This is a genomic window from Mucilaginibacter tolerans, from assembly GCF_030519375.1.
In the GTDB taxonomy this organism is placed as follows: domain Bacteria; phylum Bacteroidota; class Bacteroidia; order Sphingobacteriales; family Sphingobacteriaceae; genus Mucilaginibacter.
On the sequence record NZ_JAUMKB010000006.1, the window covers coordinates 44,618 to 66,466 of the forward strand.

Annotated in this window: 19 protein-coding genes; 7 read left to right on the forward strand and 12 right to left on the reverse strand. The window is 43.5% G+C overall.

Annotated features, from left to right (window positions below):
* Positions 1 to 32 precede the first annotated feature (32 nt).
* The 4 genes from radA to Q3A68_RS10155 form a co-directional block, all read right to left on the reverse strand.
* Positions 33 to 1,451, reverse strand: a complete 1,419-nt coding sequence (radA, locus tag Q3A68_RS10140) for a DNA repair protein RadA (protein WP_302900965.1) — start codon at positions 1,449 to 1,451, stop codon at positions 33 to 35.
* 129 nt (positions 1,452 to 1,580) lie between these two features.
* A complete protein-coding gene (locus Q3A68_RS10145; RefSeq protein WP_302900966.1) occupies positions 1,581 to 3,131 on the reverse strand; it encodes an Rne/Rng family ribonuclease in 1,551 nt (516 codons plus the stop codon).
* 276 nt (positions 3,132 to 3,407) lie between these two features.
* A complete protein-coding gene (locus Q3A68_RS10150; RefSeq protein WP_302900967.1) occupies positions 3,408 to 4,286 on the reverse strand; it encodes a tetratricopeptide repeat protein in 879 nt (292 codons plus the stop codon).
* A gap of 9 nt (positions 4,287 to 4,295) precedes the next feature.
* On the reverse strand, positions 4,296 to 4,598 hold the full coding sequence (locus Q3A68_RS10155) for an HU family DNA-binding protein (RefSeq protein ID WP_302900968.1): 303 nt from the start codon (positions 4,596 to 4,598) through the stop codon (positions 4,296 to 4,298).
* A 176-nt stretch (positions 4,599 to 4,774) separates the two neighbouring features.
* Between Q3A68_RS10155 and mutY the strand changes: the two genes are divergently transcribed.
* Positions 4,775 to 5,821 (forward strand): A/G-specific adenine glycosylase, encoded by a 1,047-nt coding sequence (gene mutY, locus Q3A68_RS10160; protein ID WP_302900969.1) that lies wholly within the window; start codon positions 4,775 to 4,777, stop codon positions 5,819 to 5,821.
* 25 nt (positions 5,822 to 5,846) lie between these two features.
* Entirely contained in the window at positions 5,847 to 6,272 is a 426-nt protein-coding gene (locus Q3A68_RS10165) for a single-stranded DNA-binding protein (RefSeq protein ID WP_302900970.1), read from the forward strand.
* 75 nt (positions 6,273 to 6,347) lie between these two features.
* On the opposite strand, the gene Q3A68_RS10170 is transcribed toward Q3A68_RS10165, so the two are convergent.
* On the reverse strand, positions 6,348 to 8,543 hold the full coding sequence (locus tag Q3A68_RS10170; RefSeq protein WP_302900971.1) for a S9 family peptidase: 2,196 nt from the start codon (positions 8,541 to 8,543) through the stop codon (positions 6,348 to 6,350).
* Between the two features lie 101 nt (positions 8,544 to 8,644).
* Between Q3A68_RS10170 and Q3A68_RS10175 the strand changes: the two genes are divergently transcribed.
* Entirely contained in the window at positions 8,645 to 10,177 is a 1,533-nt protein-coding gene (locus tag Q3A68_RS10175; RefSeq protein WP_302900972.1) for a serine hydrolase, read from the forward strand.
* A gap of 163 nt (positions 10,178 to 10,340) precedes the next feature.
* On the opposite strand, the gene Q3A68_RS10180 is transcribed toward Q3A68_RS10175, so the two are convergent.
* The 7 genes from Q3A68_RS10180 to aspS form a co-directional block, all read right to left on the reverse strand.
* Complete coding sequence (locus Q3A68_RS10180) at positions 10,341 to 10,724, reverse strand: hypothetical protein (RefSeq protein WP_302900973.1); 384 nt, start codon at positions 10,722 to 10,724, stop codon at positions 10,341 to 10,343.
* The gene (locus Q3A68_RS10185) at positions 10,725 to 11,039 is read right to left on the reverse strand and encodes a hypothetical protein (protein WP_302900974.1); all 315 of its coding nucleotides are present in this window, start codon (positions 11,037 to 11,039) and stop codon (positions 10,725 to 10,727) included. It abuts the gene before it with no gap.
* A 77-nt stretch (positions 11,040 to 11,116) separates the two neighbouring features.
* Positions 11,117 to 11,428 (reverse strand): hypothetical protein, encoded by a 312-nt coding sequence (locus tag Q3A68_RS10190; RefSeq protein WP_302900975.1) that lies wholly within the window; start codon positions 11,426 to 11,428, stop codon positions 11,117 to 11,119.
* 67 nt (positions 11,429 to 11,495) lie between these two features.
* Positions 11,496 to 11,810, reverse strand: a complete 315-nt coding sequence (locus tag Q3A68_RS10195) for a low molecular weight protein tyrosine phosphatase family protein (protein WP_302900976.1) — start codon at positions 11,808 to 11,810, stop codon at positions 11,496 to 11,498.
* Between the two features lie 3 nt (positions 11,811 to 11,813).
* Positions 11,814 to 12,335 (reverse strand): nuclear transport factor 2 family protein, encoded by a 522-nt coding sequence (locus Q3A68_RS10200; RefSeq protein WP_302900977.1) that lies wholly within the window; start codon positions 12,333 to 12,335, stop codon positions 11,814 to 11,816.
* Between the two features lie 34 nt (positions 12,336 to 12,369).
* Positions 12,370 to 13,674, reverse strand: coding sequence for an amidohydrolase (locus Q3A68_RS10205; protein ID WP_302900978.1), 1,305 nt, complete (start codon positions 13,672 to 13,674; stop codon positions 12,370 to 12,372).
* Between the two features lie 90 nt (positions 13,675 to 13,764).
* Positions 13,765 to 15,510 carry an aspartate--tRNA ligase gene (gene aspS, locus Q3A68_RS10210; RefSeq protein ID WP_302900979.1) on the reverse strand — a complete coding sequence of 582 codons (1,746 nt, stop codon included), beginning with the start codon at positions 15,508 to 15,510 and terminating at the stop codon, positions 13,765 to 13,767.
* A gap of 409 nt (positions 15,511 to 15,919) precedes the next feature.
* Between aspS and Q3A68_RS10215 the strand changes: the two genes are divergently transcribed.
* The 4 genes from Q3A68_RS10215 to pafA all read left to right on the forward strand — a co-directional run bounded on the left by Q3A68_RS10215 (position 15,920) and on the right by pafA (position 21,814).
* Positions 15,920 to 18,307, forward strand: coding sequence for a TonB-dependent receptor (locus Q3A68_RS10215; RefSeq protein ID WP_302900980.1), 2,388 nt, complete (start codon positions 15,920 to 15,922; stop codon positions 18,305 to 18,307).
* 4 nt (positions 18,308 to 18,311) lie between these two features.
* Entirely contained in the window at positions 18,312 to 18,947 is a 636-nt protein-coding gene (gene pnuC / locus Q3A68_RS10220) for a nicotinamide riboside transporter PnuC (protein ID WP_302900981.1), read from the forward strand.
* A gap of 1 nt (position 18,948) precedes the next feature.
* Positions 18,949 to 20,052 (forward strand): acyl-CoA dehydrogenase family protein, encoded by a 1,104-nt coding sequence (locus Q3A68_RS10225; RefSeq protein ID WP_302900982.1) that lies wholly within the window; start codon positions 18,949 to 18,951, stop codon positions 20,050 to 20,052.
* Positions 20,053 to 20,140: 88 nt separating this feature from the next.
* Entirely contained in the window at positions 20,141 to 21,814 is a 1,674-nt protein-coding gene (pafA, locus tag Q3A68_RS10230; RefSeq protein WP_302900983.1) for an alkaline phosphatase PafA, read from the forward strand.
* Positions 21,815 to 21,849 lie beyond the last annotated feature (35 nt).

Here is a 21,849-nt window from a genome sequence, read left to right on the forward strand (position 1 = left end):
CTGTAGAATAATATTCTGCAGGGATTTTTACTTTAACCGAATAACATACTAAATACTTCTTCGATGCTTCCTACCGTTTTTATCTCGATTTTATAACGGGACAGGTCTATACGCTTTTTATCCTTTCCGCCCGATGCCAGGTTGTACTTGGAAATAAAAATTTGTTCAAATCCTAATTTCTGTGCTTCGGCTATGCGTTGTTCAATGCGATTTACCGCCCGTACTTCACCTGATAACCCTAATTCCCCTGCAAAACAGGTTTTGAAAGGTATGGGTATATCCTCGTGCGATGAAATAATGGCAGCAGCCAGGCCAAGATCGATAGCCGGGTCTTCTACCCGTATACCGCCGGTAATATTCAGGAATACATCTTTTGCTCCAAGTCTGAAACCACAACGTTTTTCGAGTACAGCCAGCAGCATGTTCATACGACGTGTATCAAAGCCAGTAGCTGTACGTTGAGGTGTCCCGTAGGCTGATGTACTTACCAGAGCCTGTGTCTCAATCAGCATAGGGCGCAGACCTTCTAACGTGGCCGATATTGTAACGCCACTCAAGGGTTCGTCCCGTTGTGAAAGTAATATTTCAGAAGGATTGGATACTTCTCTTAAGCCTTCGCCCATCATTTCATAGATGCCTAATTCGGATGCTGAGCCAAACCGGTTCTTCACTGCCCTTAGAATACGGTAAACGTGGTGCCTGTCGCCTTCAAACTGCAAAACAGTATCAACCATATGTTCCAGTATCTTGGGGCCTGCAATCATGCCGTCTTTGGTTATATGACCGATCAGGAATACCGGCGTAGATGATTCCTTGGCAAAGCGCAGCAATTCGGCCGTGCACTCCCTCACCTGGGATACACTACCAGGCGTAGATTCTATATGAGAAGAATAAAGCGTTTGTATCGAATCGATCACCACCAAATTAGGCTCCAGTTGTTCAATTTGCTTAAAAATGTTTTGTGTCGAAGTTTCCGTCAAAATAAAACATCCGCTTCCGACTTCCGACTTCTGACCTCCGATTTCCGAAAGTCGCTCCGCTCTCATTTTGATCTGCCGCTCACTTTCTTCACCCGAGACATACAGCACCTTCATTTGAGGCATGTTTAACGCTAATTGCAACATCAAGGTCGATTTGCCTATACCCGGCTCACCACCAATCAATACTAGTGATCCTGCTACAATACCGCCGCCTAAGACGCGGTTAAATTCCTTATCAGGAGTGAGCGTGCGTTGCTCTTCATCAAAAGTAATTTCTGATACCTGTACCGGCTTGTTGGAACGCTGTGTTGAGGTTGAATTACTTTTCCAGGTCGGAACGGCAACATTTACCTTCTCGATGATCTCCTCAACAAACGTATTCCATTGCTGGCACGACGGGCATTTACCCAGCCACTTAGGAGATTCGAAGCCACAGCTCTGGCAGAAATATGCAACTTTAGATTTAGCCAATTTAATTTACGATTTATGAGGTACGATTTACGATTTTTTTACCAAATGCTAAAATTAATAGCAAAATAAAACAGATTTACGACTGACCCATAAGTGAATCAATCGTAAATCTAAATTCGTAAATCGTAATTAAAGTTTTATTTCTTCGTCTTTAGATGAGAAGAAGTGGAATTCGGTAATCTGGTAGGATGGGTTGGTTTTCACCTTTATCCACTGGCCGTATTTAAAATACCATTTCCATTGACGGTTAACTAACCCTTTTTTGATATAGGCCTCTATGTAGGGGTGTACTATTAGGGTAATGTTTTTTTCGTTCTGTTCAACCAGGATATAGTTGAAGTTGTTTTCGATATCATCCAGCAAAAGGATAGTCGGCCTTATGGTTCCTGTACCGTGGCAGGTAGGGCACACTTCGCTGGTTACAATGTTCATCTCAGGGCGCACACGCTGACGGGTAATCTGCACCAAACCAAACTTACTAGGTGGTAATATGGTATGCTTCGCCCTGTCGTGCGACATCTCATTTCTCAGAAAATCAAAGAGATCCTTACGATTGTTCGGCTTGTGCATATCAATAAAATCGATCACCACAATACCGCCCATATCGCGTAAGCGCAATTGCCTTGCAATCTCGCGTGCAGCCTCTTTATTTACCTGGAAGGCGTTCTCCTCCTGGTTTTCTTTATTGGCTGTACGGTTACCACTGTTTACGTCTATTACGTGCAGCGCTTCGGTGTGTTCAATGACCAGGTAAGCGCCGCCGGCAAGATTGACTGTCTTTCCAAAGGCCCCTTTTATCTGCTTATCTACACCATAGTGTTCGAAAATAGGGTCCTTATGCTTATGCAGGCGAACTATATTTTCCAGGTCAGGTGATATCTGGTGCACATAACTGCGTATCTCTTCGTAAATGGAATTGTCATTTACATAGATATGCTGAAAATCAGGGTTAAGGATGTCACGCAATAACGTCGAGGTACGATCAATCTCGCCTAAGGCTTTTTTTGAAGGCTCGATAGCTGGCAAACGGGTAATAAAAGTTTCCCATTTCGAGATCAGGTCAAGCAGATCCTGCTGCATTTCGATAACGCCCTTACCTTCTGAAACGGTACGGATGATTACACCAAAATGCTTCGGCTTAATGCTCTCAACAATTTTACGAAGACGGTTGCGCTCGGTATTGCTCTTGATCTTTTTAGATATAGAGATGGCCTCTGAGAAAGGCACCAAAACAACATACCGGCCTGCAATCGACAGGTCGGAACTCAGGCGTGGTCCTTTTGTTGATATCGGTTCTTTGGCAATTTGTACCGGTATAAGCTGATTTTTGGTTAATACTTCCGATATCTTACCGGATTTATTAATATCAGCCTCCAGTTTAAAATTGTCCAACAACTTCGACTGGTAACCACCGCTGCGCACTTGTTTGGTCAGCTTCAGCAGGCTCTGCACCTGCGGACCAAGGTCCAGGTAATGCAAAAATGCATCCTTCTCGTATCCCACATCAACAAATGCAGCATTTAAACCAGGCATAATCTTTTTGATCCGGCCCAAATAAATGTCACCAACAGTATAATTGTTAGTCGCCTGCTCTTTATGAAGTTCTACAAGTTGTTTATCCTGTAATAACGCAATGGTAGCCCCGTTCGGGGTTGAATCGATAATTAATTCTTTTATCAACTGCTACTCCATTTCTTAAAGCGGCATATAAAAGCCGCTTATCATAAGAGGTAAAACAATAACTAAGTATAGTTAAATGGTTGATTACGTCAGAATAGGCCGATTGGTTATCTAAAAACAATAACTTAATCAACCATTCACATAATCAACCAAATCACTTACTTCTTCTTATGTCTGTTTTTTCTCAAACGTTTTTTACGTTTGTGGGTAGCCATTTTGTGTCTTTTACGTTTCTTACCGCTTGGCATAATGATAATTTTTTAAATGTGCGTTTACTTAATTCTGTAATTCCTTAATATATTGGTCCATCTTCTGTTGCACGACAGGCTCAGAAACCATGTTTTTGCATTTTTGATAAGCTGCAATTGCTTCCTTTTTCATACCCAACTGGCGGTAACATTCTGCCAAATAAAAGTTTGGCTCAAGTTCGTCCTTTTGGGCTATCATGTTTTTAAACCTGGCAACCGCTTTCTCAAACTGTCCGGATTTCATCGCGAACATGCCGAGATTCAGGTTTGCGTTCCAGTTTTTGGGGTCTTGTTTCACCACATCAAGCAGCAGCATAATACCTTGCATCGGCGAACCGCCGTTAGGGTCGGTAATGCCCAGACTTGTCTGGTTAACGTAAGCTACACCTAAACCTGTTTTTGCATCCAGGTCCTCTGGTTTCAGTTTGACCGCGTTCTTGTACGCATCAATCGCATTTTCAACAAAAGTGGGCTGCACCGCCGTGTCAGTGGCGCTTTTGTAAGCTTCATTGAAATGATTACCTGCATTCATCCAGTTTTCAAAAGTATTCTCTTTTTGAGCTACTGCCTGGTAGTAGAATGCTGATGGAGCGGGCTGATTGTCATCGTCCCATTGTTTTGCCAGTTGCTTTTGCAAGCTTAGCTTAGCTGCATCGGAACCGGCGGTTTTTAACTGGCCTTCCAGATCGTTTATTCTTGCAGCTAATGCCGCTCCGATTGCTGTTTTAGCCGGGACGGATACATCTTCAACAGTTACATTATTTGCAACTGCGGGTCGCGATCCTGAAACAACACCCGAGGTAGCTTTCGCCACCTTGGGCTTTATTAAACCTTTAACAGGCAAGGAATACAAATAACCGGAAATAGCCAAAACTATCAGAATAACGATTATCTGCTTCCCCTTCATGTTATAAAATTATTTTACGGCTTTTGTCGCTTTGTTACCAGTTTTAACTTTCTCAACAAAAGTTTTAGCTGGTTTAAAGCTTGGTACAAAGTGCTCAGGGATAATTATAGCGGTATTCTTTGAAATGTTACGCGCCGTTTTTTTCGCTCTCTTTTTAACAACGAAGCTACCGAAGCCTCTTACGTAAACATTCTCGCCACTAACCATTGAGGTTTTCACAACCTTGAAGAATGCCTCTACAGTTTCTTGAACGTCAACTTTCTCGATACCTGTTTTAGATGAGATCTCAGCTATAATTTCTGCCTTAGTCATATCAGATTTTATTTATTTTTTTTTGTAAATACTTAACTGTTTTGGGGTTGCAAAAGTATTTGTTTCTAACCAAAGATTAAAATAATTGGCCGATTTTTTTTTGTTAACCCATAATTAATACATAAACGTTACAAATCTCATGTAATTGCACACGCTTAAAACTACATTTGAGGCACATGAACTTTTCTGACGAACTGATACAGTGGTACTTTAAAAACAAACGCGACCTGCCCTGGCGCAATACAACCAACGCCTACACTATTTGGCTTTCGGAGATCATTTTACAACAAACAAGGGTAGAGCAGGGCATGCCTTATTTTCACCGCTTTCTTGAAAAATACCCTAACGTAAGGGCTTTTGCCGCTGCTGACGAGGATGATATACTAAACCTTTGGCAAGGACTTGGTTATTACTCCCGCGGACGTAACATGCTGAAAACAGCACGTCAGGTAGTAAAAGAGTTTAATGGAGAATTTCCGGCGGTGTATGACCAATTGATCCACTTGAAGGGCATAGGCGAGTATACCGCTTCAGCAATCTCTTCTTTTTCAACCAATCAGGCTAAGGCCGTTGTAGACGGGAACGTTTTCAGGGTCCTGGCGCGATATTTTGGCATCAGCGAACCCATCAATATCACCAAAGGGAAAAAGTTGTTCCAGGACATTGCTAATGACATCCTGAACAAAGATAACCCAGGGTTGCACAACCAGGCTATGATGGAATTTGGTGCGATGCTTTGCAAGCCCAAAAATCCCGATTGTGAAATATGCCCGGTAAGATCGGGCTGCTATGCCTTCAACAATGATGCAATTGCCGATCTGCCTAAAAAACTTAAAAAGACCAAAATAAGAGAGCGTTTTTTAAACTATATCGTGGTGACTGATGGTGATACTATACTAATGAATAAGCGGGATGATAAAGATATCTGGGCCAATATGTACGATTTTCCATTATTTGAAAGTACGCACAGACTAACCACGGAACAGGTCTTATCACTTCCTGAATTCAAAAGTTATTTTGGAGAAAACAGCCGGGTTATCAATACTTACCCTATAAAAAAGCATGTATTAACCCACCAGCATTTGCATGCGCAGTTTATTCATATCAGCAACAAGCCAATTAAATTAGAACAAAAATGGTTTTACAATTATGTAAATAACTTAGAAAAAATAGCTATGCCAAAAATCATTTTTATATTTATAAATAATTTATTTAATTTGTAAATAAAAATCTGTTTTAGTTTAAACTATGTCTGGTATTAATAAAGTGATTTTGATCGGCCACTTAGGCAAGGATCCCGAGATGCGTTATTTGGAGGGTGGCGTATCTGTAACGAGCTTCCCTTTGGCAACCTCGGAAACATTTAATAAAGATGGTCAGAAGATGGAGCAAACCGAGTGGCACAACATTGTAATGTGGCGCGGTCTGGCCGATGTGGCCGGGAAATTTTTGCAAAAAGGGAAACTGGTATATATCGAGGGTAAATTAAGAACCAGATCCTTCGAAGACAAAGAGGGTATAAAAAAATATACGACCGAAGTAGTGGCCGAAAACTTTACCATGCTTGGTCGGAAAAGTGACTTTGAAGAAAATGGAAACCGTCAGCCGGGGAAAAGTGCTCAGGCCAATAATACTATTGGCGGTGAAAGCACCGCTGACGATCTTCCTTTCTAAAACCTAAGTCTTATAAAGATGAAAGCCTCCTGATCGTTAATCGGAGGCTTTCATCTTTATAATCGAAACCGAATCTTATCTGCCCCCGGGTGGACAATGCTCCTTCAGGTATTTGGTAAACAATGTACGCAGGTGTAAGGTGGTACCCTCGCCTTCATATATGCCGTGCGAGCGGTTTGGATATGACATCAGTTGGAACTGTCTATTGTATTTTATCAGTTCGTTGATCAGCAATTCTGCATTCCTGTAATGTACATTATCATCGCCTGTACCGTGGATGTATAATAAATTACCACGCAGATTTTTTGCATAAGTAACCGGCGATCCTTTGATGAAAGGCTCTCTGCCCGCTTCATCTGTAGGCACACCCATATAACGTTCCTGGTAGATGTTGTCATAGGATAACTGCCATCCCACCGCTGCTACGGCAATACCGGTTTTATAAATATCAGGATATTGGAACAGCAGGTTAAGGGTCGTTGAACCGCCGCCACTCCAGCCATGCACCGCTATGCGGGTCGAATCGACAAATGGCCATTTCAGTATTTCTTTGGCAGCCATTGCCTGGTCACGGATGTTGATGATACCGATATTCTTGTAAATTGCCTTGCGCCATGCAGCACCTTTTGGAGCCGGTGCGCCACGCCCCTCAACCGCCATGTAGATGTAACCATCATCAGCCATACTGCCTACATATAAGCCGTTGTGGCCTGCACCATAGCTATCTACTACAGTCTGTCCGGCAGGTTCAGCATAAACAGTAAATACTACCGGGTATTTCTTGTTCGGATCAAAATTGGTTGGTTTTACCATCCATCCGTCCATTTCTATCCCATCGGCAGTTTTAACTTTAAAGAATTCAGGTTTGTTCTTGACCTCCTTATTGATAGCCAGGGTTACACCGCTAATGTGCTTATTATCGGGCAAAGTGATTGTTTCGGTTTGTGGCTGTGTATAGCTGTTTGAGAAATTATGAATCGCAATTTTAGCGCTTGGAGAAATATCATAATTATGTGTACCCGGAAGATCATTTGGTGTTAAACGCTCAGGCACTTTACTCGATCCGTTCAGCTTTACACGAAAAAGATATTTTTGAGTAGCATTATCAGGTGATGCAGTAAAATAAACGTAACCCCCCACTTCGTCAATACAATTCAATTTAATGATGTCATACTTGCCCCTGGTGATCAAGGTTTCCTTACCATTTTCCCCTATGCGGTAAATGTGGCGCCATCCGTCTTTCTCGCTTACCCAGATAAACTCCTTACCATTTTTAAGCCAATCCCATCCAACAGGATTGCCATCGTTCCAACGCGCTTTGCCGTCTATCCAGGCGTTATCCGTTTCGGTGTGAATCACACGAGTAGTGCCGTTAGACGCATTCCCCACAAATATTTTGCTCTCGTTCTGTGCACGGTTCAGTTGCTCCAGAATAATCTCATTTGAATTGGTGGTCCATTCCATACGCGGTATATAATGCTGAACATTATCGCCCGGTATATCTATCCAGGTAGTTTTTGCATCACCAATGTTTACTACACCTATTTTACATGAGCTTGGGTCTTCGCCTGCAACAGGATATTCAACCGGAATGGTGTATGGATAAATAGAATCTGTAGTGTTCAGCATCAGATAGTTCTTGATCTTGCGGGCATCGATCTGCCAGTAAGCGATAAGCTTGCTATCCGGCGACCAGCGGAAACCGTCGCGGCAATCAAATTCTTCCTCGTAGGCCCAGTCAAAAGTACCATTGATCAGCCTGGTAGTGCCATCAGTTGTCATCGGTTTGATTTCACCGCTTGCCAGGTCTTCTACATAAATATTGTGGCCGCTTACATAGGCTGCTTTGGTGCCATCCGGAGATATTTTTGCAAACATCAGGGATGATTCAGGTTTACCACGGCCCAGTTGTTTCAAAGTTTTAGCGGTTATGTCATACACCCAATAATCGCCCCGGGTATTGTAACGCCATACACGTTTGGTATTGGTAAAGATCAATACCTTATTACCATCATCCGAAAAAGAAAAACCTCTTATTGCCAGCGGGGCCTTGCCCTGTGGTGTAAGCATGTCTTTGGTTACGATGATTGTCTTTTTGCTGGCGTCACGGGCATCCAGCTCGTCGATACCGCTCCCGTCTACTTTGTAATATTGATAGCCGTCTTTGGCCCAAATGGTTCCGCTGCGTTGCGCATATACTTTTCCCTGGAAAGAAAGCAATAAAAAAATGGTCAGGATAGCAAACCCTGAGTGGTAAAACCTGGTTTTCATTTAATCAATTTTAGTGTTCAGTAATTTGAGATTTTGCACTCAATCGTTAACTTTTGCGTTATTTTAGCACGAGATAATGCCCCGCAAATTAATAATTCCTTATGAAAAAGCTATATCTGCTACTAACTGGTCTCATAATCGTTACGTCTGTTGCCCGGGCGCAAAAAACAGACCGCAGCAAGTTTATTTCTGACAGCCTGGATATCTATATCAACCGGGCCCTGACTAACTGGCGCATACCGGGGGCTGCAGTTTGTATCGTTAAAGACAACAAAATTGTTTTGATGAAAGGCTATGGCATTAAGGAACTAGGGCTGAACAACAAGGTGGACGAAAATACCCTGTTTATGATAGGCAGCAATACCAAGGCCTTTACGGCCACCGCGTTGGCTATGCTGCAAACACAAGGGAAGCTTGCATTAGATGATAAGGTAACCAAATATCTGCCTGAGTTTAAGCTGGAAAATAGGTTTGCGGGAGAGGAGGCTGTTATCCGCGACTTGCTGTGTCACCGCATTGGCTTCCGCACTTTCCAGGGCGATTTTACATTTTATAATACTGATCTGACCCGCGAGCAGGTGATCCAGAAAATGAGCCTGGTCAAAGCGGCATACCCGTTCCGGACCAAATGGGGATATACGAACTCGGCATTTTTAACAGCCGGGCAGATCATTCCAAAGGTTACGGGCAAGCCGTGGGAGGTTTATTTAAGGGAAAACATCTTTGCACCACTTGGTATGATGAATACCCTGGCATTAAGCGCCGACATTCCTAAGTCATTGAACCGCTCCGTTCCGCATACTCTTGTTAATGGCCAGCTTACTGCTATCCCTTATTGCCAGATAGATGGCATCGCTCCGTGTGGTTCTATCAGCTCATCGGTAAATGATATGAGCAAATGGGTGCTTGCCCAGTTAAATGATGGTAAGGTTGGCCAAAGACAGATAATACCGTCCTCCGCTATTGAAATAACCCGTCAACCCCAGGATTATGTGGGTAGCATAACCTACCTGAGTGGCGAAATGAGCTATGAGTTATACGGACTAGGCTGGTTTTTGCAGACTTATGATAACCGGCAGATCGTGTCGCACACCGGCGGCGTAAACGGTTATGTATCATCGGTGACTTTGGTGCCAAAAGAACATTTGGGCATCGTCATCCTAACCAATACTGACGCGAATAACTTTTATGAGGCGATGAAGTGGGACATCATTGATGTTTATTTAAAGCAGCCTTTCAGAGATTACAACCAGAGATATCTGAACTATTTTAAAGCCAATCAGCAAAAAGAAGGCTCCGATGATAAAAAACTTCGCGATAGCGTAGCATTAAACCGTCTGCCTGCATTACCTGCGGCACAGTATACCGGTAAATACGCAAATGAATTGTATGGCACTATGACAGTTACGCAAGGCATGGGCAACGATCTGGAAATGCGTTTTGAACATCACCCCAAAATGTATGCGCACTTGCAACCGCTTGGCGGCAACCGCTTTTATGTGACTTTTTCAGACCCGGTATTGGGTAAGGCTATTTTCCCTTTTGCAGTGATTAATGGTAAGGTCACAGGAGTGCGTGTAAAGGTGGCTGATTTTGTAGAATATGACCCATATGACTTCAAAAAGGTGGAATAAAAAAAGCCCCCTCTCACTCGCTGATTGGGGACTTTTACCTAAACCTTATCACATTGTAACAATGATGTTACTTTGTAAAAGCAAATATACAAAAAATATTAATTTTTCAAGCCATTGCGTGCATCAGACACAAATATTTTTTTTATTTCTTACTAATAATAAATTAGTTATGAATAATTTCCCGCTTTTCAGGGGTAATAGGGCGGTTTATTATTTTATAAAAAAATATTCCACCGGTCAGATACAGAATTACATCCAACCCATCCCCTGTGTAGGTCCTAGAGTAATTAGGCAGAGCTAGTTCAAATAATACGGAAACATAGACAACAATAAATGCTACATGCCAGGGTGATAATACATAATAATTATTCCGGATAACGAATGTTCTTTGGAACCATAAACCCAGGTTGGCAATCACCGGTATGGCTACCAAATCGTCGATATATCCGTTTAATACAGGTAAGGGGTGCCCACTTCTTCGCATAATGGCCACTACAAACCATATTAAACACCCGCCAATAAACCATTTGTTGAGCAACGTTTTCATTTATGCGGCCATAAAGGCGAGTAAGACCAATAATGTGGTGATGAAAATAAAAAATGCTATCTCGAAATAATAAACCAGCCAGCGGAATGAATTGAAAAAAATTTTGACTTCACGCTTAAAACGCCCATCTGTTGGTTTTAAAGCGAAGTAATCGTTTTCCCTTTTTACCTGCGTAACAATTTTCTTTTCTATATCGCGCGAAAAGCGCTGTGGCTCCAGGAAGGAATCGCAATAAAGGCACCGATCGTCCATCTCACCTTTCCAAAGGGTCCAGTTGCCGCAATTCGGGCACTTTATTTCGCAAACCTGGCTCATTTCTAAACAATAATATATCTATCCGCCATCCTGAGAGGCTGCAGAGAACCGCGACATATGTTTTTGAAACAGGGGAATTACAGGGCTATCAGGCCAATTATAAAAATTATAGCTGCCATGATCAGGAAAAACAACATCACCGAATAATACGCACTCCAGCGTATTGCGTTTGCAAAGATCTTATAGATCTGGGTGAGCTGTTCATCATTTTCACTTATCGTTAAGTAATAACCTTGATTTCGGGATTCTGCAAGCTTTACTTCTTCATAATGTGCTACACGTTCCGGTTCAAGCAGAGCGCCACATTTCACACACTTCGCGTCAACCATTCCAGTCGACGGACTCCATGCCCCGCAGTGAGGGCATTTAATTTCACTAACTAGACTCATAATAGACGGTTTATACCCAAATTTAATTAAAAAAGAGCGGATATTATCAAACTAACAAATGTTTATTTTAAAGGTAGTCTGCTAAACTGATTCTCAATATTTCTATTAATTCAGGGTCCTCAAACTGGTAATCATCGGGGACTTCCAACACAACGACCGGCTGATTTGAAATGATATAACGTTCTCTGATGATATCGCGGTGCTTGCGCTCCATCACGAACAGCACATCTGCCCAGTCGATCATTTTCTGGTTAACACGAACACGGGCATTGTTGTTTGTTCCGGCAGAGCGAGCCGAATGAAGAGGATGATTTTTAAACAGCAACTCAGCAGTGGGACTGCGCCATTGATTTTTACTACAAATGAAAAGGAGGTTAGGCAATACTTACATTCCTTTCCTGGCCACCCACACCTGGCTTTTGATGAGCCAATGACCGTTTACTAAACGGAATATAAAAGTAAATGCGCCTTCTTCATCAAAACGGTCGCCTTTGATCTCGCCGGTATAATCAACGGGTACTACCACATATATGCTTTCATCGGTTTGCAGGTAAACGCTGATATCCCGTATTTTGGCGTTGAAGTTCTTCATCTTGTAATCTTTGCAGGTCTTTTCAACGGTGCTGATCCATTGCACACCGGCCGTCGGACCGTTCCATGAGAACGGCGGCTCCTCGTCGGCGACTACTGCATTGGGTGTATAAAGATCGGTTACCGCATTCACATCAAAAGTACTCGAGGCTTTTATAACAGTGTTGATGATTTTTACCACCTCATTCCGGTTAGAAGCCGAGTCAGCAATTTGTTTTCCGTGAATATGCAGTACAATGCTATTGCCGTATGCGACTTGCACCATCAATACGGACCCCAAGCATGATATGAAAAAGGCAAGAATTTGTTTGTTCATAATCGGTTGATTCGCAAATGTATCAATATTTTATTTACTGTTTTGCAGCCATATAATCTAAAGTTAAATTACAAAGGGTTTTAACCCCGAGCGGAAAGGCGCCCTCGTCAATATAAAAATCAGGCGTATGGTTTGGCGCGACTGTTTTCGGATCAGCGCCTTTCGGCATGCCGCCCAGGAACACAAAAAGCCCGGGTACCTTTTCCTGGTAAAAACTGAAATCCTCTCCACCAGTAACAGCAGGACCAGCAATAACGTTTGACGCTCCCGCGGTTTCCTGTAAAACGGGTAACATTTTTGCTGTCAATTCAGGATCATTATAAGTAACCGGATAATGCACGCTGTACGGGATCTTCACATCGGCCTCGGCTCCATTGGCCTCAGCAATTTTGGTGACGATCTGTTTCACTCTGGTAATCAGTAATTGCTCGTCTTCATTACTCAAAGCACGAAGCGTCCCTACCATCTCGACTTTTTCGGGGATGATATTGTGCCTGGTGCCACCGTTTATTGCCCCAATAGTTACTACAGCAGGGTTTTCAGTAATGTTGACATTGCGGCTTACTATGGTTTGCAAATCGGTGATGATCTGCGCAGACGTAACAATCGGGTCCACACTGAACCACGGGTAAGCTCCGTGTGCCGATTTTCCCTTTATCACTATTTTCATATCATTCACGCTGGCCATTACCCCGCCGGAATGATACCTGAGCGTCCCGACAGGAATATAAGAAAATATATGTAAACCGAATATCACATCTACTTTAGGGCTCTCCAATACGCCTTCTTTGACCATTTCTTCGCCACCACCAGTCTCACCCGCCTGAACGCCTTCTTCGGCTGGCTGAAAAATGAATTTCACTGTGCCATGCAGCTCGCTTTTCATGGCCGTAAGTATTTTGGCGGCAGTCATCAGCATCGCCATATGCGAATCGTGCCCGCAGGCATGCATTACACCTACCGGCTGACCATTATATGTTGACGTAACCTTTGAAGCAAACTCAACAGGAGTACGTTCGGTAACCGGCAACGCATCCATATCGGCACGCAGGGCAACTACCGGACCAGGTTTGCCTCCTTTTAATATCCCTACCACTCCCGTTGTGGCGATACCTGTTTTTACCTCTAAACCAAGCGACTTTAAATAAGCAGCGATAATACCAGAGGTACGCGTCTCGTGATTACCCAACTCCGGATGCTCGTGAAAATCGCGGCGCCAGGTTACCGTCTGGTTAAACAGGGAATCGGCTTTTTTTGCCGCAACCTTTTTCAGATCGTTGGTTTGAGCAAATGCCTGAGTAACAATCAGTGAAAACAAAAGCAGGTAAATTTTTTTCATCCCAATAAGATTCGTTTATCGAAATAAATATAAATAATAAAGGACGAATTGAATAATCCGTCCTTTACAGCTTAACCTTTGTAATATGATTTATACAGTAGTCTTTATTTTCAGCTCATTCAACTGCTCATCAGCAATAGTTGAAGGCGAATCGATCATGATATCGCGGCCCGAGTTGTTTTTAGGGAACGCGATCACATCACGGATTGAATCCAGTCCGGCAAAGATGGAGCACAAACGGTCAAACCCGAAAGCGATGCCGCCATGCGGAGGAGCGCCATACTCAAAAGCATCCATCAGGAAGCCGAATTGTTTTTGTGCCTCTTCCTTGCTGAAGCCAAGATGTTTGAACATCAGGGCCTGCAATGCACGGTCGTGGATACGGATAGAACCGCCGCCTATTTCGGTACCGTTGATCACCAAATCGTATGCATTAGCACGCACATTTTTAGGATCGGTATCCAATAATGGAATATCTTCAGGTTTTGGCGAAGTGAACGGATGGTGCATAGCGTGGTAACGTCCGGTTTCTTCGTCCCACTCCAGTAATGGGAAGTCAAGCACCCAAAGTGTAGCAAACTCGTCTTTTTTACGAAGACCCAATTGGTTGCCCATTTCCAGGCGAAGCTCGTTCATTTGCTTGCGAACTTTGTCGGTTTGCCCGGCAAGAATCAGCATTAAGTCGCCTTGTTCTGCTTCAAATGCAGCCGCCCAGTTGGTCAGCTCATCTTCGCTGTAGAATTTATCTACTGATGATTTTAACGTACCATCGGTATTATAACGGCAATAAATCAAACCCGTAGCGCCAATTTGCGGGCGTTTAAGCCATTCAGTTAGCTCGTCTATTTGCTTACGGGTATAGCCAGCACAGCCTTTGGCGTTGATGCCAACAACCAATTCAGCGTTATCAAATATGCCGAAGCCCTTGCCTTTTACAATATCATTCAGCTCCACAAACTGCATTCCGAAACGGATATCCGGTTTGTCAGAACCATACAAACGCATTGCATCTGCATATTGCATGCGAGGGAATTTATCAAGGTTGATGTTCTTTACCGTTTTAAACAGGTGACGGGTCAACCCCTCAAAAATATGCAGGATGTCTTCCTGTGTGATGAACGATAACTCGCAGTCTATTTGGGTAAACTCAGGCTGACGGTCCGCTCGCAAGTCCTCGTCCCTGAAACATTTTACGATCTGGAAGTAACGGTCGAACCCGCTCACCATCAGCAATTGCTTAAATGTCTGCGGCGACTGCGGCAGGGCATAAAACTCGCCCGGGTTCATACGGCTTGGTACCACAAAGTCGCGCGCACCTTCTGGGGTTGATTTGATCAGTACCGGAGTTTCCACCTCGATAAAGTTCAATCCATCTAAATATCTACGTACTTCCTGTGCCATTTTGTGGCGGAGCACCATGTTATTGCGGATTGGGTTACGGCGCAAGTCAAGATAGCGGTATTTAGCACGTAGTTCCTCACCACCGTCGGTTTCATCCTCGATCTGGAACGGAGGAGTTTTGGCCTCATTTAATATTTGCAGTTCAACTACCTCTATCTCAATCTCACCGGTAGGTATCCTTGTGTTTTTGCTTGCGCGTTCAATCACTTTTCCATTTACCTGGATCACAAATTCACGGCCAAGCGAGCGGCTTTTATCGCGTAATGCTCCGTCACTATCTGCATTAAATACCAATTGTGTTAAACCATAACGGTCGCGCATATCAATAAAAGTTAGTGCGCCAAGATCGCGTGATTTTTGTACCCATCCGCATAAAGTAACCTGTTCACCTAAATGGCTGATATTTAATTCGCCGCAAGTATGTGTCCGTAGCATAACGTGTATTTATAAAAGTTTGCAAACTTAGGGTTTTAGTCCGAAAGTCCGAAAGACGGGAAGTCGGAAAGTGTAAAAGAAGTCCGTAAAAATGAAAAATAATCTAACGGGCTTTCGGACTTTTCCGACTTCCGGACAAAAAAGCGTATGTTTGCCTCATAATTCTCAAGGGGTGCCTTGCTTTGAGCGATCAAACTGAAAGACAGGCTGAGATCAAACCCATTGTTGTGAGTTGTGAATAGTGAATGGTGAATTAAGTTTTACAAAACTAATGACCATTGACTACTGACCAATGACCAACATACACCTGATCCGGGTAATGCCGGCGTAGGGAGAGGTAAAAGTTAAGTGTACTGCGCATTCCAACCCTGGTGTGCAGATGGTTTAACAAGTTTTATTTATTCACATTTTGAAAAATTTATTTGCGGCGTTATTCGCCCTGTTGTTGCCTGTCCTGGCAACGGCCCAGTTTTCCATTTCAGGAAAAATCACCGATCTGCAAACCGGAGCTACTTTGCCCGGAGCCACCATTTCCATTAATCCTGCATTAACTACCGTTTCAGATGCGCAGGGTGTTTACAAGTTCGGCAACGTTCCAAACGGCAACTATGTGCTTAAAGTTAGCTATATCGGGTATCAGACAGTCGAGAAGCAGATTGCATTAAGTGCCAATCTTACACTGAATATCACGTTAACTACCAGCAGCCAAATGACCGAAGAAGTTACGGTAAGCGCAACACGCGCGTCAAACAATTCCCCGACTGCCTTTACCAATCTGAACAAGAAGGATATCGAGAAAAACAACTCAGGCAGAGGCTTCGAGTATTTGCTGGAACAAACGCCATCAACCGTAGTTACATCAAATGCAGGTGCCGGGGTTGGTTATACCAGTATCCGCATACGAGGGTCAGACGCTACCCGGACAAATGTTACATTGAATGGCATACCACTGAATGATGCAGAAGATCAAGGTGTATACTTTGTCGATCTGCCTGATTTGGCATCGTCAGTTGATAATATACAAGTACAACGTGGTGTAGGCACATCTACCAACGGTGCAGGCGCATTCGGGGCCAGTATCAACATTCAGACCACAACCCGCCATGATACTGCTTATGCTGAACTGAATAATTCTGCCGGATCATATGGTACAATTAGAAATGCCGTTAATGTGGGCACAGGCTTGCTTGGCGGCCATTTCAGTTTTGACGGGCGCTTGTCGAGAATGAATTCAGATGGTTATATCGACAGGGCGTTTTCTCATCTTAAATCCTATTTCCTGAGTGGCGCCTATTACGGTAAGAATAGTGTTGTTCGCCTAAACGTCTTCTCAGGTTATGAGCAAACTTACCAGGCCTGGGATGGTGTAGCAGAAGATATTCTAAAGGCTGGAGACCGCAGATACAATGAACTGGGTGCCATTAACTCAAGCAATAGCTTTTATAAAAATCAAACCGATAACTACACCCAAAACTATTACCAGTTGCTTTACGACCAGCAGCTCGGCAGCAAGTTTTCATTTAGCGGAGCTTTGCACTATACCAAAGGCTCCGGTTATTACGAGGAATATAAAAATGCCGATTCGCTGAAAAATTATGGCATAACCCCGGTTACCATTGGCGGTACTACCATTGAGACTACCGACTTGGTGCGTCGTTTATGGCTGAATAACGATTTTTATGGGCTCACCTATAATTTAAATTACAAGCCTGACGACAAGTTAAAAATGACACTTGGCGGCGCTTATAATGAGTACAAAGGGGCACATTATAACAATCTTGAATGGACCCAGGAAAGCACCAACGTTCCGCCCGATTATGAATATGAGCGTGATAATGCTAAAAAAACCGACTTTAATATTTTTGGCCGTGCAGAGTATCATGTTGGCAAAGTGCTGTTTTATGGCGATCTTCAATACAGGCATATCTATTACTCTTTCTTAGGCTTTGATGCGACCTTGAACAGTGCGCAGCAATCAGTCCAGCTTAATTTCTTCAACCCGAAGGCGGGTATTACTTATGAAATCGATCAGCATAGTAACGTTTATGCCTCAATCGCAGTCGGGAACCACGAACCTAACCGCAGCGACTATACTGGCTCATCGCCACAAGACCGCCCTAAGCCGGAGAACCTGAAAGATCTGGAGATAGGATACCGCTACAGCGAGCCAACCTTCAGCGCCAGCATCAACGGTTTTTATATGCTTTATAAAAATCAACTGGTACTGACTGGTAAACTTGATACTGTTGGGGAAGCTATCCGCACCAATATAAAAGACAGCTACCGGGCAGGTATTGAAGCCAGCGCCAGAATAAAAATTGCTGAGCCCCTAAGCTGGTCGGTAAATGCGACCATAAGCACTAATAAGGTAAAGAATTTCCCGCAGTATCTTCAAAACGATGCCGGAACAATTGATCTTATACAGTACAAAAAGACTGATATCGCCTATTCACCTGATTTTGTAGGATCAAGCGTGATCAGCTACCGGCCCGTAAAAAACGCCGAGATCGCTTTTATCAGCAAATATGTAAGCAGGCAATACCTGGATAATACTTCAACGTTGAGCCGTTCATTAGATGCATACTTTGTAAACGATGTCCGCCTTAATTATAACTTCAGTATTAAAGGCATTAAGAATGTTGGCGTGGGATTGTTGATTAATAATATATTCAGCAAAAAATACGAGTCGGACGGCGCAACCTATCCTGATATAGAAGGCGGCAAGGTAGTGAACTATAATTACTTTTTCCCGCAAGCGCCGATCAACTTACTGGCTTCGCTGAATCTTAAATTTTAAGGTTATGCATCACTGGATAACACTTTTTGAAGAACAAATAAAGGAGACCACCTGGCTGCAGTGGGCAGCGGTTGTGCTTGGTGTAGCCGAAGTGTTGTTTGCCCGCGTGAACAATATCTGGTTGTATCCAACGGGTATTGCGGGTACAGTAATCTCCATTTACCTGTTACTGGCAGTACAATTATATGCCGAGTCTGCGCTCAATTTGTACTACCTGCTGATGAGTATTTATGGCTGGATCCATTGGATAAATAAGAGAAACGAACCACCGGTAAAAATTACCTGGTGCAAGGGTAGGGAATGGACAATCAGTCTCGCTATAACATTTGTTGGCTGGCTGGTATTGTATCTGCTGCTTAAAAACTTTACACCATCAAACGTTCCGGTTTGGGATGCATGGGTTTCATCAACTGCCTGGGCAGGGATGTGGCTGCTAGCTCGCCGAAAAATAGAGAATTGGATATTTTTAAACATCTCTAATCTGTTCGCAATCCCTTTATTGTTTTATAAGGGGCTGCCGATGTTCGCCGTCCTTACCTTGTTCCTGTTTATTGTTGCTTTTTGGGGATTCTTTGAATGGAAGGGCATCCTTAAGAAAGAGAAATCAACTTTATCTGTTAATCCGGTAATAGCAGCGTAAAATGGAAATCAAACACCCTTCATTTTATTTAGAGCCTGATTGGGTAAAGATTATCCGTGACAGAGCCTCCGAAGCAGAAAGCATGGCCATGCTCCATCCCGATCAATTAGCTATCATCTATGATCAAGCTTGGTTTAAGATATTAGTACCCGCCGTGTATTCAGGCCGTGAGCTATCTATTCCCGAACTTGTCCGTCTCGAAGAAAGTATCAGTTGGGCAGATGGCAGTGTGGGTTGGGTAGTTACGCTTTGCTGCGGTGCAGGTTGGTTCGGCGGTTTTTTACACCCAGACAAAGCTAAGGCTATTTTTAATAACCCGCTGGTTTGCTTGGCTGGAAGTGGCGCAGCAACCGGCACCGCCACTATCGCAGATAACGGCTATGTCATCAATGGCACCTGGAAATATGCCAGCGGTGCACATCACGCTACTCATTTTACAGCCAATTGCATCATCAAAAAAGGTAATGAAACCGTATTAGATAAAGGAGGCAATCCTTTAATTCTGCCCTTTATATTTGATTGTAAAGACGTAGAAGTTTTCCCCGCATGGAAATATGTAGGGATGATGGGTACAGGAAGTGATGCTTTTAGGATTACCAACCTTGCGGTACGTGCTGATTGTTGCTTTAAGATCGATCCTGAGGCGGCAGTTGGACAAGGCCCCTTATATCAATATCCATTCCTGCAATTGGCTGAGGCAACTTTAGCCGCTAATATTTCGGGCATCGCGATCCATTTTATGGATCTTTGTGCAGACGTCTTCAATAAGAAACAAGGTGAAGACAGGTATTCTGAAGCTCAAAAAGCACTCCTAAGCCAAATGCTGAAGCAATTGACTAATGATCTGGAAAGCATCCGCCGCGTGTTTTACGCAGCGGTGGACCGCTCATGGGCGATACTCCAAAATGGTGATAGCGATAACCAGGCGTGGCAAGATGTAAGTTCGACCAGCCGCAAACTGGCTAAAACAGCCCGTGAATGTGTGGATCAGCTCTATCCTTACTGTGGATTGCAGGCTGCTAATCCGGAATCTGAGATCAACAAAACCTGGCGGGACATCCATACAGCAAGCCAGCATTCACTGCTCACTTTTTCGGTTTCGTAGACAGAAATTTTAAGTTGTCGTAACGCAAATATCACATTGAATTTTAATTGCTTTGTTGATATTTGCGTTTTCATTAAACTGACCACAGATGAAGCTAAAACATCTATTTTTAATACCCCTGGCTGGTATCACGATTACCCTATCAGCACAAACTCACAAAAAGAAAGCAGCTACTGCCCCTGCAACTGCTGCTACCACATTACCTCGCCCAAAACTGGTAGTTGGTATAATGGTGGATCAAATGCGCTGGGACTACCTGTACCGTTATTATGACCGCTATCAAAGCAATGGCTTCAAGCGTTTGCTCGGTGAGGGCTTTAGCTGCGAAAACACCCTGATTGATTATATCCCAACGGTAACCGCCGCGGGACATACCTGCGTTTACACCGGATCGGTACCGGCTTTACATGGCATTGCCGGCAACGATTTTGTTATTCAGGCTACAGGGCAATCGGTTTATTGCACGCGTGATACTACCGTTAAGGCAGTAGGATGTCCTCCGGCTGTAGAAGGGCAAAATTCGCCGCGTAACCTGCTGACAACTACCGTTACAGATGAGCTTCGCCTTGCAACTAATTTCAGATCAAAAGTGATTGGTATTGCATTGAAAGACCGTGGTGGTATCCTGCCCGGCGGACACACTGCAAATGCTGCTTATTGGTTCGAGGATAAATCCGGCAACTGGATAACCAGCACTTATTACATGAATGTTCTGCCGCAATGGCTCAAAGACTTTAATGACCAGAAACTGCCTGAGACCTACTTAAAGCAGGATTGGATACCGGCCTATGCATTAGATTCATACGTTCAAAGTACAGCCGATATTAACCGTTATGAAGGTAAGTTTAAAGGCACCGATACGCCAAGCCTGCCGGTTAAAACATCAGCGTTGTACAAAAACAACCTAGGCTTAATCAGATCGACTCCTTATGGTAACACTTTGACATTGGATATGGCAATAGCAGCCATCAACGGCGAAAAATTGGGCCAGGGTGACGTAACCGACTTCCTGGCGGTGAGTTTCTCGTCTACTGATTATGTAGGGCATCAGTTTGGACCAAATTCTATTGAGATAGAAGATACTTACCTTAAACTAGACCGGGATTTTGCTTCTCTATTTACCTTTTTAGACGCAAAATTGGGTAAAGGTAATTACACTGTGTTCTTAACAGCCGACCATGGTGCAGCACATAATCCTAATTTCTTAAATGATCATAACATTCCTGCCGGGATGTGGAGCAGCAATACGGTAAGAGCCGAGCTAAATAAGTATCTATTGGATAAGTATAAAGTAGAAAACCTGGCCATTAGTTTTGGTAATTACCAGGTTAGCCTTAACAATGCTTCCATAAAATATGCAAGGCTTGATGAGGACGCAATCAAAAAGGATTGTATTGACTTTTTAAGTAAACAGGAGGGTGTAGCTTATGCCATCGATATGGCAAAAGCGCAAACTGCCAATATCCCTGATGAATTACGTACGCGTATCATTAACGGTTACAATGTGGAGCACAGCGGCGTTATACAGATCATTTTAAAACCGGGATGGTACGATGCTTACAGCAAAACCGGCACCACGCACGGCACCTGGAACCCTTACGATGCACATATTCCACTGGTATTTATGGGCTGGGGCATACCACATGGCCGTTTAAACCGCGAAACACATATGACTGATATTGCGGCTACTGTTGCTGCGCTGTTGCACATACAGGCGCCAAATGGATGCATTGGTAAGCCGATAGTGGAAGCATTAAAATAAACTCAAATCCCCCTCCAGGTCAGGAGAGGGATTTG